We start from the raw sequence: 14,683 nt of genomic DNA, 5'->3' as shown, positions 1-14,683 counted from the left end.
GGCAGTCGATAATGTTGAAACAAGGATGTTTAAAAACAACAATCTTTGCGTTAAAGGGTTTCCATTTAAAAACTGTGGTACGATTGCTTGGCGTTGTCCTTAGTATTAGTAGCGTGACAGCATGTATTAGCCTACCTGACAATACCAACCGTACTATCTCTAGCTACCTACCAGCTAACCCAAACACGCAACTTGCAAAGCGTATTTTGCCAGATAATGCTAAGCATGCAGATAAATCGGCGGCTTACATTTTACATGAAGGTCTTGAGGCGTTTACGGCAAGATTATCGCTTATTGAAAAAGCGGAAGACTCTATTGATGCACAATACTATATTTGGCATGACGATACGTCTGGACGGTTACTATTAAAAAGCTTGCAAAAAGCAGCTGATAGAGGCGTGCGTATCCGTTTACTGCTTGATGACAATGCAACTCGAGGTATGGATAACATCCTCTTAAAGCTCAATAGCCACCCTAAAATCGAAGTACGCCTATTTAATCCTTATGCCCAGCGCAAGCTCCGTAGTATCTCTTATTTTACAGATACGTTTAGAATTAACAGGCGCATGCACAATAAATCTTTTACGGTAGATGGCGTCATTAGTGTGATTGGGGGGCGTAATATCGGAGATGAATATTTTCAGGCAAGTAGCGGCTTAATGTTTGGTGATTTAGATGTGTCAGTCGTTGGGCAAGTGGTTGAAGAGATTCAGCAAGATTTTGATAAATATTGGGCAAATGAGGCAAGCTACCCGATTGAGCGTATCGCCAAGCCTGATGTTAATACCCATGCTCCAAACGCATCAACAATAAATGAGATGTATCAAACCGAGCACGACATAAAAATACGCAATATAACGAGAACCAAGTCTTATTTGGCAACTCTCTTTGATACCAAGTATCCACATTATGTAGATAACAATGATAACACTTTGCTAGTTTGGGCAGATAATACACATTTTTATAGTGATCCGCCTACTAAAGTATCATCGGGTAAAGATTTTACTTACCAAGAGAGTGTGATTGCCAAAACAGTGCCTTTTATTGCCAGTACAAAACAGCAATTATTGATTATCTCTCCTTACTTTGTGCCTACGGAAGTTGGCAGCCAGTTTTTGATTGATATTGCTAAAAAAGGCAAACGCGTGATTGTGATGACCAACTCGTTGGCATCAACAGATGTCACTTTGGTTCATGCAGGCTATCAAAAATACCGTAAGGCGCTCCTTGCTGCTGGAATTGAGATTTATGAGTTTAAGCCAGAACCAAAAAATGATGAATATGATGATGACGAATATGATCAGAAGTACCGAGATGATTATGACATCAATGGAATTTTGCCAGATAGCAATGCCAGTTTGCATGCAAAGTCATTTACGGTAGACGACAAATACCTGTTTGTTGGTTCGCCAAATTTAGATCCTCGTTCGGCAAAGTTAAACACTGAGCTGGGTATCGTTTTTGATAGCGAGAGGCTAGCCAAAGCGGTGAATAAAGCATTTGAACAAAATAAAGATGTGGTTAATTATCGTCTTAAACTAAGCCCAATGGGTAAAATCGAGTGGCATACTTTAGAAAATGGTAAACAGGTTGTGTATTATCATGAACCAGAGGTAGACTTACAGGATACGATTATTGTCGACATTTTATCTATGTTGCCAATAGATGGTTTGTTATAAGATTTTTAGTGTTAATGTATTCAATTTAAAAAAAAGGAATCAATATGATCGCGTTAGTAACAGGTGCCACCGCAGGTTTTGGCAAACAGATAGCAATAGATTTTATCAACAAAGGGTATACGGTCATTGGTACCGGTCGTAGAGCATCAAAACTTGACGAATTACAAAGTAAGTTGGGAGATAAATTTGTACCCTTATGTTTTGATGTGGCAGACTTAACTGATACCAAAGCGGCAATAGAAAGCTTGCCAGCATCTTTATTAGATCACATAGACATTTTGGTAAATAATGCAGGTTTGGCATTAGGGCTAGAGTCAGCAGATAAAGCTGACTTTGCTGATTGGCAGAATATGATTAATGTTAACGTCACTGGATTAGCGCATTTAACACGCTTAATTTTGCCAAAAATGGTTGCCAATAATTCTGGGCTGATTATTAATGTGGGCTCTACAGCGGGTAACCACCCTTATTTTGGGGCAAATGTATATGGTGCTACTAAAGCCTTTGTTAAGATGTTTAGCAATAATTTACGTGCAGATTTGTATGGTAAAAATATTAGAGTGACTAACCTAGAGCCTGGATTAACTGGTGGTACAGAGTTTTCTAATGTGCGTTTTAAAGGCGATGATAAAAAAGCGCAAAGTGTCTATGAAGATATTAACTATGTTACGGCGCAAGATATTGCGAACATTGTGATGTGGCTTGCTGAGCAGCCCGAACACGTTAATATTAATTCTTTAGAAGTGATGCCAACGGCGCAAACTTATGCAGGGCTAAAGGTAAGCAAAGTAAATAATGCAAATTGATTTTATATTAGTATTTGCTTATATTTCGGCAGTGGTATTATTTTTAAGTACGCCTGGTCCAGTTACTGTCATGGTAGTAAATACGGCAGCCAAATATGGTTTTAAATCAGGGCTGGCAACGGTTGCAGGCACAAATACAGCATCTTTGGTTTTAATGGCATTATCCTTTGCCGTTATTCAAGGGGCGTTTTCAGTTAGCGAAAAAGCGCTTGCTGTACTGACTTTTTTTGGGTCTCTGTACTTGTTGGTTTTTGCTATTGGGATTATTAAAGATAAAATAGATCTTAAGCAAGTAAAGGATGATGATCGTATAAAAATAACTAAAAATCATTTTAAAGATGGTTTTGTCGTGGGTATTGCTAACCCTAAAGATGTCCTGTTTTTTATTGGTTTTTTTCCATTATTTTTTAATCTTTCTAATAACAATTACATATCCATGGCAGTGTTAAGTGTGCTGTGGATATTACTGGACTATGCCATTTTATCTGGCTATTCGCTTGTTTTTTCTAAAATTACAAACAATAGGGTTGTCAATATTATTAGTAAGCTTTCTGGTTTGATTTTATTACTGGTTGCTGTGTATGCGATTTACCATACCTTAATAGATATTTTGGAGTTTTAGATAAAAAGGCCTGAGATTTTTTGTTTGTAATTATTAGTTTACAATTGTAAACTAATACAGTTGTTAATATTATGTTACAATTACACTCAGGTTATCAAACCGTGTATACAACAGATTAGATGCTCAAGGATACTCTAATGGCAGAACAAAAAAACGAAGCAACTAACGGGGCACAAACCATTCCTCAAACATGGATGGAGCGCCCACTTCAAGGCGTTAAACCTCGTCCTACGCAGTTAAGTGCGGTAGAAACAGAGCCATCTACAGAATGCCCAAATTGCCACATTATGATTACAAACACAGCATTAAGCTTTAATAGCTATGTATGCCCGCATTGTGAGCATCACCTAACTATGGGTGCCCGTAAGCGATTAAACTGGTTTTTTGATGAAGTGTTTGCCGAATTAGGGCAAGAGTTTAAAGCAGGCAACCCACTTAACTTTGTTGATAGCAAACCTTACCCAGAACGTATGACCCAAGCACAAGAAAAAACGGGCGAAACCGAAGGGCTAGTCGTGTTGCATGGCAAAGTAAAAAATTTAGAAATGATTGGCTGTGCATTTGACTTCCGTTTTATGGGTGGCTCAATGGGTTCTGTGGTGGGTGATAGATTTGTGCAAGCAGGGGAGGCAGCCTTAAAACAAGGGATTCCGTTAGTTTGCTTTGCTGCCTCAGGCGGTGCGCGTATGCAAGAAGGCTTGCTATCACTGATGCAAATGGCACGTACTTCTGCCATTATTGAGCGATTAAAGCAGGCAGGTGTGCCTTATTTGGTGGTGCTAACCAACCCAGTGTATGGTGGGGTGACTGCTTCATTAGCAATGCTTGGTGATGTACACATTGCTGAACCAAAAGCAATGATTGGTTTTGCCGGTAAGCGAGTGATAGAACAAACAGTGAGAGAAACGCTTGAAGAACCATTTCAACGCGCTGAGTTTTTGTTAGAACATGGTGTGATTGACCAAGTGGTACATCGTCATCAACTGATTGATACGGTTTATCGAATTTTGGCAAAATTGTCTAACATAAAAAATGTTGCCTAAATGAGCCAGATGTTGGTTATTGGCATTACAAATTGTTCAAATTTTAAACAATTAAACAAAAAAATTATGTAAGCAAGATTTGTGAAAGAAAACTGATAGCCTCGCTTAAGTTTACCAAGCAAATTTTACATAGCCACTATGGATAGAAAGGAAAATATAGGGTTTAATACACATTAATTTTTACAAGGTTTTTTATAAAACAAAGCGTTAAAGTAACTTCCTGTAAACCTGTTTTACTTGTCAGTCACTTGATAAAAAACGACTTTTGCTTTATATTTGCGCTCTAAGTAAAGATATGTAACCGGCATTGTGCGGTTTTTCCGTGTGTTACGTATCTCTTTGTAAGGAATCAATGCCTTGGTGGTTTAATGGAGTGATTGCCAAAAATCTTATTTAATAATGCCCGTCTTTAGGCGGGTAGCTATTGGATTTTGGGTGGTTGTTTCAATCTTAAAAAGCAATTTATGATAGCCATTTAAGATTAAACTGATAAGCAGACAATGATGATATTTAATTTGGTTTATCTGCTTTAAATTCATTTAAATACTAAGGAGTAACACTCCCCATGAAGAAGTTTTTATTACCAACAGTCTTGTTAGTTGCAAGTATAACTCAAGCATTTGCAGGCGTAGCAAGCTGGTATGGTCCAGGTTTTCACGGCAAACGAACGGCAAATGGTGAAACCTACAACATGCATGCAATGACAGCAGCACACAAAACATTAACCTTTGGTACAAAAGTTAAAGTAACTAATTTACGTAATGGTAAATCAACGGTTGTATGTATTAATGACCGTGGACCATATGCACATGGTCGCGTTATCGACCTTTCTAAAAAAGCGAACCAAAAACTTAATTGTAACCTTTGCAAGGTGAAGTTAGAAGTTATTCATAAGCCAAAAACCTGGCGTTATGGCAAAAAAGTTTGTACGTAAACACGTGTTAAAGTATTTAAAAGAGCCTATTACTTTAAATAGGCTCTTTTTTTATGAGGCTTTATATTTAGTTTGTATAAATAACCGCATATTTTTATACTGTATGAGTAACGGTAATATATTTAATGAAGGATTTATAACACATGCAGATGATTAACAAATCACTTGATGAATGGTTAACTTATATACAAGGGATACATGTATCTGCTATTGATATGGGCTTATCAAGGGTTGAGCCTGTAGCTCAAAACTTAGGTGTGATAGGCTCGGCAAAAAAGGCAAAAGTTTTTACGGTTGCAGGTACCAACGGTAAAGGCTCAACAACTGCAGCAATTGCTGAAATTTGTCAACAAGCGGGCTATAAAACGGCATTATATCAATCACCAGAGCTGATTGACTTTAATGAACGGATTAAAATTAATGGTAAGCCAATACAAAATGATGTATTAATTGATGCATTTGAAAAAGTAGAACAAGCGCGCAAAGAGTGCAATTTGAGCTTATCTTTTTTTGAGATGACTAGCTTAGCTGCTTTTTTAATTTTTGCTCAAAACAATTGTGATGTATGGGTGTTAGAAGTTGGTTTGGGTGGACGTTTAGATGTTGTTAATATCATTGACCCAAATGTTGCGCTGATAACAAACATTGGTATTGATCATGTTGATTGGCTTGGCGATGATAAAGAAAAAATTGGATATGAAAAAGCGGGTATTTTAAGGCAAGGTATTCCATTAATCTTTGGAGATATACAGATGCCAGCGAGTGTGCAGCAAAAGGTAGATGAGCTGGATGCACTATGTTATCAAGCGGGTAAACACTTTGCTTATAGAAATGAGGCTAATAACCAGCAGTATTGGCAATATAGCAATGCGGCAATAACCATGCAACTGACAAAACCAAGTTTGGCTTTGGTGAATGTGGCAAATGCAATCAGTGCTGTGTTGGCGAGTGGTTTAGACATCCAACAAAGTCATATTGAAAAAGCGATGCAAACCGTTAAGCTTGCAGGGCGTTTTGATTACCAAGAAATTAAACAAAGACGATGGCTATTTGATGTGGCACACAATGAAGATGGGGTTGACTTTTTAATCAATCAGTTAACTTTAAACCTATCTAAATATTTGCCAAACAATGTGCCGCACCCAGGACGAATTGTTGTTGTTTTTTCAATGCTGGCAGATAAAGAAATCGCTAAAGTGGTTGAGCGATTAAAGCAAAGTGGTTTGCTGATAGGAGCTTGGTATGTTGCGCCAATTCAGCACAGCCGTGCAGCAAACTTAGCACAATTAAAGACCATTTTAATGGATAAAGGCATCAACCAAGTTGAAACAGCTGACAACTTAGAAGAAGCAACAAAGTTAGCCATACAAAACACAACAAAAGAAGACTTAATTTTGGTGTGTGGGTCATTTCATACCATTGGAGAAAGCTTGCGTTATTTGCTACAAAGTTAATATCACCCTATATTTATGCAGTTTAAGATGACAAAAGGTGGTTGCTTGATAAGGCGATGTTAAAAAAGTATGTTTTTAAAACGTTATGACAATAGATTACAATCATTTTGTAATTTAATGCTATGATATTAAGCACTTGCTTTTAGCCATTTATAATTTTTAGATTAAGAGATGTTTCAATGAGTTTTTCAAGACAAAGTTTATTAGGTTTGGCAATATTGCTGGGTGGCGGCATCATGCTATTTGCGATGGTGCAACAAGTTAAAAAACCAGATACGCCAGAAGAGTTGACAGTTGAATTAACCACAGAAGATGGAAAGCCTATAAGCCATGGCTTAAAAGTGGAACCACTAACAACAGATACGCAAACAGAAGCAAAACTGCTTGAACAAAAAGAAAGACAGCGTCAAGCGCGTGTGCAACAACAACAAATAAAAACAGAAGCTTTTATTAAAGAACAAGAAGCAGCAGAGAAACGTGCTTTGGCAAAAGCCCGTGCAGAAAATGAGGAATTTAAAAGTGCTGCAGAACCAATTAATGACATTGAGACTGAATCGACTGTTGATACCATTACTCGACCAGTGGTGACAACCCGTGAAGTGTCACAAAAAACAAATCAGACAACGGAACAAAAAGCACCTGAAAATACGGAAGCGAAAACCACTGTAAAAGTTGAGCCAGTGACGGTAGACGCTAAACCAGAACCAAAACCTGAGCCTAAAAAAGAAGTTAAGGCAGAAAGCAAACCAGAACCAAAACCAGAAGCTAAAAAAGCACCGGTTCGCTCTGGTAAATATGAAGTTAAAAAAGGGGATAGCTTAACGGCTGTTGCCAGTCGTCATAATGTGCCAGTTGCTGCGTTGGCACAAGCCAATAAGTTATCATCAACTTCTATGTTGCAAGTTGGTCAAAAACTGAGAATCCCTTCAGCTAACCAAATTGCCCAATTAGAAAAAGATGCTGCATACTTAGAGACTAAACGTAAACAAGCCGCTAAGGCAGAAGCCGATAAAAAAGCCGCGCAGGAGCGTAAATCAACTTCTGCTCGTCAAACAGCCCAGCAAAAACTGAAACAGGCACGTCAAGAAGCGAAAGCAACCGATGCTAAAGGCACCTTTGGTGTACAGGTTGCCTTGGCAGGTAATAAAGAAAAAGCCGATGAAATTGTAAAAAAATTCCGTAGTGCAGGCTATAAAGTTAAAACCAGCCAAACAGACCGTGGCGTGCGAATCATTGTAGGGCCGGAACGTGGTAAAGTTGCTGCTTTGGCTCTTAAAGATAAAATTAATAGTGATCCACGCGTTAATACAACCAGTGCTTGGGTTTTATACTGGCGATAATATTTAAGCGTGCTAAAATGAGTCTGATTTATCTGATGATAAACCAGACTTTTTTATTTTTTAACCATCAATAATTTTATATCTTATGAAACAATCTACTGCCCTCGATATTTTAAAAACTGGACACAATGTGTTTTTAACAGGGTCGGCAGGTGCTGGAAAAACTTACACCCTTAATCAGTACATCCACTATTTACGAGCAAGGCGAGTTTCTGTGGCAGTAACCGCTAGCACAGGCATTGCGGCAACCCACATGAGTGGAACAACCATCCACAGTTGGGCAGGTATTGGTATTAAGTCAGAAATGACAGAAAAAGATTTAAAAAAGTTGATGGGTAAACGCCTATTAAGAGAGCGCATAAAAAAAACTGCTGTTTTGGTGATTGATGAAATATCTATGCTGCATGCAAAACAACTTAATTTGGTTGATTTGGTTTTAAAAACTATTAGAAATTCAACCGAGCCATTTGGTGGCATACAAGTTATTTTAGCAGGTGATTTTTTTCAGCTACCACCTGTGGGAGAAAAAGAAGAAAGCAATCGTGATAAGTTTGCATTTATGTCACAAGCTTGGTTAGAAGCCGATTTTCATGTGTGTTATTTGAGCGAGCAATATCGGCAAAAAACAGAGGCTCATCATATAGATGATGCCAATACTAGCAGCACAGTAGCCGATAACATTAATCCACTTACTTTAAATGATATTTTAAACCAGATACGGCGTTCACAAGTGACGCATCAAGCGGTACAAACATTAGAAAACACAATTGATAATGAGGTTAACATCAACCGTACAAGGCTTTATACACATAATTTTAGCGTGGATAAAATCAACCTTAACGAGCTTGCTAAAATTGATAATACCGTTTTAACCTATCAAGGTTTTGGAACCGGCGATGAGAAACTGGTTGAAATGCTTAAAAAAACGGTACGTACCTCCGATGAATTAAACCTTAAGGTGGGTTGTAAGGTGATGTTCGTTAAAAATATTGCTGATTTGGATGTTTTTAATGGCACGATGGGTGAAATTGTTGGGTTTCATAAAGTTAAGTTTGAAAACAGTGATGATAAAGTTGATAAAGATAGCAAATATCCCGTGGTTAAGCTCAATACAGGGCGAGAAGTCATTGCCATGCCAGAAGAATGGATGGTAGAAGATGAGCATGGCACTGTGTTAGCCAGTTATACGCAAGTCCCTTTATCTTTAGCTTGGGCAATTACCGTACACAAATCGCAAGGGATGACATTGGACGCTGCCGAGATTGACCTATCCAGAACTTTTGAAATGGGGCAAGGCTATGTTGCTTTGTCTCGCTTAAAAAGTTTGTCGGGGTTAAAATTGCTGGGGCTTAATGAAATTAGTATGCGCCTTGATCCACTGGCTCGTGGTGCTGATAAACGGTTTATCGAATTATCAGATGAAATCCAAGCACAATTTAAAGACTTTACAACAGATGAGCTGGATGAGTCTCACCAAGCGTTTATTGTTAAGTCGGGCGGTACAAATAATGAACGAGTGATTAATGCGTACACAGCCAATCGAGAAAAACGCGCCATTTTGAGTCAACAAAGTAAGCATCTTAAATCACAGGGTAATAGTGACGATGATACTTTTGACAAAACCAAAATTTTGCTAGAAGAGAGTCTATCCATTGCTGAAATAGCAGAACATCGAGGACTTGCCCAAGCCACCATCATGCGTCATATCGACAAACTAAAACATCAATATCCAGATTTAGCTTGCGAGCATTTGCGCCCAAGTGATGAAGTCATTAGCAAGGTAAATGAGGCAAATACGGCAGTCAAAGCGGCAAATGATCCCAATGACTTTAATGAAGATGGGGGTGTTAAGTTAAAACCCTTATTTGACTATTTAAATGAGTCTATTGATTATAATACAATTCGTTTGGCTTTAATTTTTTTAGACTAAATTGCGCTACCACAAATATAATTTGCTGACCTAAGTTTGCAACTATTAAGGAAAATCAAAAGATAATGAAAATAGCCATTAATGGGTTTGGACGTATTGGACGCAATGTTTGCAGAGCACTGATTGAACGTGCTTTGTTTGATGATATTGAAATCGTTGCCATCAATGACGTTGCTGATGCTCATACTTTGGTACATTTACTTAATTTTGACAGTACTTATGGGCGGCTAACCAACATAGGGGTTACTGCCCGTATTGAAAGTAATGATGAAGGACAGGTGTTGCAGCTAATAGCATCTTCGCCAGACATTTTAGCAAGTAAAAAAGAGCAAATCATTGCCAAAATTGCTATTTTGGATGAAAAAAATCCAGAAAACTTGCCGTGGGGAGCATTGGAAGTTGACGTTGTTTTAGAGTGTTCTGGGCAGTTTCGATCATACAAAAGAGCCAATATACATCGGCTTGCAGGCGCAAAACAGGTTGTGATTGGTGCCGCACCTTTTGATGAAGTGGATGCTTGTGTGGTTGTGGGGGTAAATGATGCTCAGTTATCGTTAGATTTACCCATTATTTCTGGTGTGTCCTGTACCACGCAAGCGTTGGTGCCTTTGATTGCAACTTTAGATGCAGCCTTTGGTGTGGACTCTGCAATGATGACAGAAATACACGCTGTGACGGCAGACCAAAATGTGCTTGACCAAGCACACAGAGATTTACGTAGAGCAAGGGCATCTGGTTACAATATTATACCCACAACATCGAGTAGTATTGCTGCAACAGAAAGAGTGTTACCTAACATGGCAGGACGAATAAATGGTTATTCTATGCGAGTACCTACCATTGATGTTGCTGCCATTGATGTGACATTTAATTTTCTTAAACAAGTTACGCTAGCGGACGTTAAAAATATATTGCAGCAAGCAAGTGAAAAACAACTTTCGGGCATAATGGGGTATACAACAAAACCATTGGTCTCTAGTGATTTTGTGCACCAACGTGAGTCGCTCATTGTAGATGACTTTCAATTATTACAAGTTGGCAAGCAAGTTAAAGTGTTTGCTTGGTATGATAATGAGTGGGGCTATGCCAACCGCTTGGTGGATATGTGCATGGTCTTAAAAAATAAATAATAAAAAATAGAAAAAAGTGAAATTATGGGTTGCAAAATCATAAAAACATTATATAATAGCCAACCTATTGGAGTCGTGGCAGAGCGGTTGAATGCACCGGTCTTGAAAACCGGCAAGGGTTTGTAGCCCTTCGAGAGTTCGAATCTCTCCGACTCCGCCATATTTAAAAAACCAGAAGCTAAATTAAGCTTCTGGTTTTTTTATGGGCGATTGGTCTTAATGCACATGTTATTTTTTACTTAAAACTGATGCCTAATGTTTGCCTTTTTTCCTCCATACTTAATGCCCATAAAATATCCTTGTTTTTGTCATAAAATAACAACCTCACTATGCTAAAATTTTAATTGATTTGATTAGTTATGTTTTAAATATAACGGTTAATTTTTAATCATGTTAAAGGGCGATAAAAATGACAACACAAAGTACTGCAAATCAACTAAAGCAAAATAAAATAAGCAATACGGATTTAACTCAACTTGACTGGCAACGCAATGCCGATGGTAGTTATAGTTACAACGCATATATCAACCGAGAGCTATCATTGCTTGAGTTTCATAAACGTGTACTTGCTCAAGCAACCGACACAAGTCACCCTTTACTTGAGCGTTTATTTTTTCTAATTATTTTTTCATCAAACATGGATGAATTTTTTGAAATTAGGGTGGCAGGGCAGTTACAAAAATTTGTACATGGGGATGTTGCAACCAGCCCAGATGGTATGCGTCCTAGTGAAGTGTTAGAGAAGATTGCAACGGCTGCGCATAAAGCCATTGATGAGCAATACCGTATTTTAAATGAAGAAATTTTACCAGAGCTTGCCAAGCAAGATATACGCTATTTAAAACGTGATGAATTAACGTCAGAGCAATCGAAATGGGTACGTCAATACTTTATCGAACAAGTGATGCCAGTGTTAACCCCCATTAGTATTGACCCAGCTCATCCATTTCCACGCTTGGTTAACAAAAGTTTAAACTTTATTATAAGTCTTGAAGGCAAAGATGCTTTTGGGCGTGATATTAACTTGGCTATTGTCCCTGCACCAAGAAGCTTACCAAGGGTTATTCGCTTACCGGATACGCTAACAAATGGTAAAGAGCATCATATTATGCTTTCTGCCGTGATTCATAAACATGTGCATGAGTTGTTCCCCGGTATGAAGGTTACAGGCTGTCACCAGTTTAGATTAACGCGTAATGCCGATTTGGACTTATCAGATGATGTTGAGGATATCGCAAAAGCCTTAGAAGGTGAACTTGAAAACAGAAGGTTTGGGCAAAAAGTACGTCTAGAAGTCACTACAAATTGTCCAAAATTTATTAGTGATTATTTGCTTGATGAGTTTGACTTGCATGAAAATCAGCTTTATAAAGTAAATGGTCCTGTCAATTTAACACGCTTATTATTTGACTTTAAAATACCGGAGTTACGCTACACACCATTTAATCATGTGATGCCTAAAGCATTTCGAAAAGATGCGTATGACTCAACTGACAAATCTGCCAGTATGTTTAGTACCATGCGCCGTCAAGATGTATTGGTTCATCATCCTTTCCATGCGTTTACCCCCGTGGTGAATTTGTTAAAACAAGCAGCAAATGATCCAAAAGTATTAGCCATTAAACAAACGCTATACCGTTCTGGAACAGACTCAGAAATTGTACAAGCACTTGCATTGGCAGCAAGAAATGGTAAAGAAGTAACCGCCGTTATCGAGCTAAGAGCAAGGTTTGATGAGGCCTCAAATATCGCAGTTGCCAATTTTTTACAAGAGGCAGGTGTGGTTGTGGTTTATGGTATTGTTGGTTATAAAACCCATGCCAAACTTATGTTGATTGTGCGTCGTGAAGATAACAAAATACGTCGCTATGCACATTTAGGTACTGGAAACTATCATGCAGGTAATGCAAAAGCTTATACCGATTATGGTTTGTTTACTGCCAAGCCTGCTATGACAGAAGATGTACATAAAGTATTTCAGGAATTAACTGGCATGGGCAAGGCAGCAAACGTGAGCAAGGTACTGCATGCCCCTTTTACTTTGCATGACAGCTTAATGCAGTTTATAGATGATGAGATAAAACATGCAAAAGCAGGTAAAAAAGCACATGTTATCGTTAAAGTAAATGCGTTAACCGAGCGCAAACTAATTGATAAGTTGTATGATGCCTCACAAGCTGGGGTTAAAATAGAGTTAATTTTGCGTTCTATCAGTTGTTTGCGACCACAAGTAAAAGGATTGTCAGAAAATATTTTTGTACGTAGTGTGGTAGGGCGGTTCCTTGAGCATACCCGTGTTTATTATTTTTATAATAATGGTGATGAGCGTTTGTATTGTGGTAGCGCAGACTGGATGGATCGTAATTTATTCCATCGTGTGGAAGTTGCCTTCCCAATAGAAGATAAACGTATTTTTCAACAAGTGTTAGATGATGGCTTGCTTAACTACTTAAATGACAACGTGCGAGCATGGACATTGGATGGGGCAGGTAAGTGGTTGCAATCTACACCAAAAGAAGCAGAAGTGCCATACATTGCTCAGCATAAGTTACTCAGCAAGATTAATAAGGTTTAAACGCTACTAATTAGTGAGGATAAAGATCTTTTAAAAAGTGGCTTTTTTACTCAATGCTATTATGAGCTGGTTGAAGGTAAAAGTGGAACGATAAAAACAGATGGATAAAACAGCAAACCGTTTTATCCATAACGCCGCTATTTTAAAATGCTATTGGTGATTAGGCTTTTATTCTGTTTAAGCAGTTTAAAAGCCATTTTGCATTGCTATCTATATTACTAGCCTAGATATCTAGGTATTACTACTATCGATAAGATAAAAAGGTGAGGGTGTCGTCTTTTATTATCAACAACTGTTAATTAACAGGCACGCCACTATGAAATCGTAACTCTGTATCTGGGCTAGAGATAAGCTCTGCTTCCACTTGTTGGAAGAATTTTACTCGCTCATCAATTGGCTCATCAGTTACCGACTGTGCCAAGGCTAAGTAATCTTCATAGTGGCGGCTTTCTGATTTTAATAAATAACGATAATACTTACTTAACCGCTCATCATCTATGACGGTTGCCAAGGCAGCAAAACGTTCGCAGGATCGTGCCTCAATAAATGCGCCAATAATCAAAACATCAATCATGGCGGCTGGTTCGTAAGTGCGTTTGTGTTTTAACATCCCTTTTGCATAACGCCCAGCTGGCAAGTACGCCCAAGTTTGTCCTCTTTCATTCATAATGCCAACCACTTGTTCATAATGGAGCATCTCTTCTCTAATTAGCTGGGCAAGTTTTAATTGCAAATCTTGATGCTTCTCATATCTAAATACGAGATTCATGGCAGTGCCGGCTGCTTTTTTCTCGCAGTTTGCGTGATCTTGGATAATAATTGGTAAATTGGCAAGGGCTTTATCTAACCAAGCTGTCGATGTGCGACAGCCAAGAAATGCATAAATATGGCTTAAATCGACCTCTATGGGGTTGGTGACGGTATTTTTTGTTGATTCTGTTCTATTAATTTGTGGTTTGTCATTTAACGGTGTTGGGGTGTGATTGCTCATCTGCTGCTCTATAGGTAGGTCAATATGGTTATGCAAAATCTGTCTCGAATTAATTTTAACAAAAAATGGTCAAAAAATATTAATTTTGTAACTATTGAGTCACGCCTTAGTTTAACGGGTTTTAACACTCGCAAACCTTGAAAATATTAGGTTATAACTACTAAAAAGAATAAGTATTT

General features: G+C 38.2%; 11 protein-coding genes and 1 tRNA gene. 11 read left to right on the top strand and 1 reads right to left on the bottom strand.

Going from position 1 to position 14,683, the window contains the following annotated elements; translation table 11 throughout:
• The first annotated feature begins 11 nt into the window (after positions 1-11).
• The 11 genes from VH441_RS04720 to ppk1 all read left to right on the top strand — a co-directional run bounded on the left by VH441_RS04720 (position 12) and on the right by ppk1 (position 13,513).
• A complete protein-coding gene (locus VH441_RS04720) occupies positions 12-1,679 on the top strand; it encodes a phospholipase D family protein (RefSeq protein WP_434354326.1) in 1,668 nt (555 codons plus the stop codon).
• A 44-nt stretch (positions 1,680-1,723) separates the two neighbouring features.
• Entirely contained in the window at positions 1,724-2,485 is a 762-nt protein-coding gene (locus tag VH441_RS04715; protein ID WP_434354325.1) for an SDR family NAD(P)-dependent oxidoreductase, read from the top strand.
• A complete protein-coding gene (locus VH441_RS04710; RefSeq protein ID WP_434354324.1) occupies positions 2,475-3,107 on the top strand; it encodes a LysE family translocator in 633 nt (210 codons plus the stop codon). The genes VH441_RS04715 and VH441_RS04710 overlap by 11 nt, the downstream gene beginning before the upstream one ends.
• Before the next feature lie 194 nt (positions 3,108-3,301).
• The gene (gene accD, locus VH441_RS04705) at positions 3,302-4,150 is read left to right on the top strand and encodes an acetyl-CoA carboxylase, carboxyltransferase subunit beta (RefSeq protein ID WP_434354360.1); all 849 of its coding nucleotides are present in this window, start codon (positions 3,302-3,304) and stop codon (positions 4,148-4,150) included.
• Between the two features lie 565 nt (positions 4,151-4,715).
• Positions 4,716-5,084: a septal ring lytic transglycosylase RlpA family protein gene (locus VH441_RS04700; protein WP_434354323.1), complete on the top strand. Its 369-nt coding sequence runs from the start codon at positions 4,716-4,718 to the stop codon at positions 5,082-5,084.
• A 143-nt stretch (positions 5,085-5,227) separates the two neighbouring features.
• Entirely contained in the window at positions 5,228-6,538 is a 1,311-nt protein-coding gene (locus VH441_RS04695) for a bifunctional folylpolyglutamate synthase/dihydrofolate synthase (RefSeq protein WP_434354322.1), read from the top strand.
• Positions 6,539-6,717: 179 nt separating this feature from the next.
• Positions 6,718-7,878 carry a LysM peptidoglycan-binding domain-containing protein gene (locus VH441_RS04690; RefSeq protein WP_434354321.1) on the top strand — a complete coding sequence of 387 codons (1,161 nt, stop codon included), beginning with the start codon at positions 6,718-6,720 and terminating at the stop codon, positions 7,876-7,878.
• A gap of 85 nt (positions 7,879-7,963) precedes the next feature.
• Positions 7,964-9,808: an AAA family ATPase gene (locus VH441_RS04685; protein ID WP_434354320.1), complete on the top strand. Its 1,845-nt coding sequence runs from the start codon at positions 7,964-7,966 to the stop codon at positions 9,806-9,808.
• Between the two features lie 65 nt (positions 9,809-9,873).
• The gene (locus tag VH441_RS04680; RefSeq protein WP_434354319.1) at positions 9,874-10,938 is read left to right on the top strand and encodes a type I glyceraldehyde-3-phosphate dehydrogenase; all 1,065 of its coding nucleotides are present in this window, start codon (positions 9,874-9,876) and stop codon (positions 10,936-10,938) included.
• A gap of 69 nt (positions 10,939-11,007) precedes the next feature.
• Positions 11,008-11,098 (top strand) — tRNA-Ser (locus VH441_RS04675).
• A gap of 249 nt (positions 11,099-11,347) precedes the next feature.
• Positions 11,348-13,513: a polyphosphate kinase 1 gene (gene ppk1, locus VH441_RS04670; protein WP_434354318.1), complete on the top strand. Its 2,166-nt coding sequence runs from the start codon at positions 11,348-11,350 to the stop codon at positions 13,511-13,513.
• A 295-nt stretch (positions 13,514-13,808) separates the two neighbouring features.
• On the opposite strand, the gene VH441_RS04665 is transcribed toward ppk1, so the two are convergent.
• Complete coding sequence (locus tag VH441_RS04665) at positions 13,809-14,504, bottom strand: tRNA-(ms[2]io[6]A)-hydroxylase (RefSeq protein ID WP_434354317.1); 696 nt, start codon at positions 14,502-14,504, stop codon at positions 13,809-13,811.
• Positions 14,505-14,683: the final 179 nt, after the last annotated feature.

It is taken from the genome of Psychrobacter sp. HD31, from assembly GCF_051097895.1.
Classification (GTDB): Bacteria; Pseudomonadota; Gammaproteobacteria; order Pseudomonadales; family Moraxellaceae; genus Psychrobacter.
The sequence above is the reverse complement of the archived record's forward strand: the minus strand, read 5'-3'. Positions and strand labels throughout refer to the sequence as shown.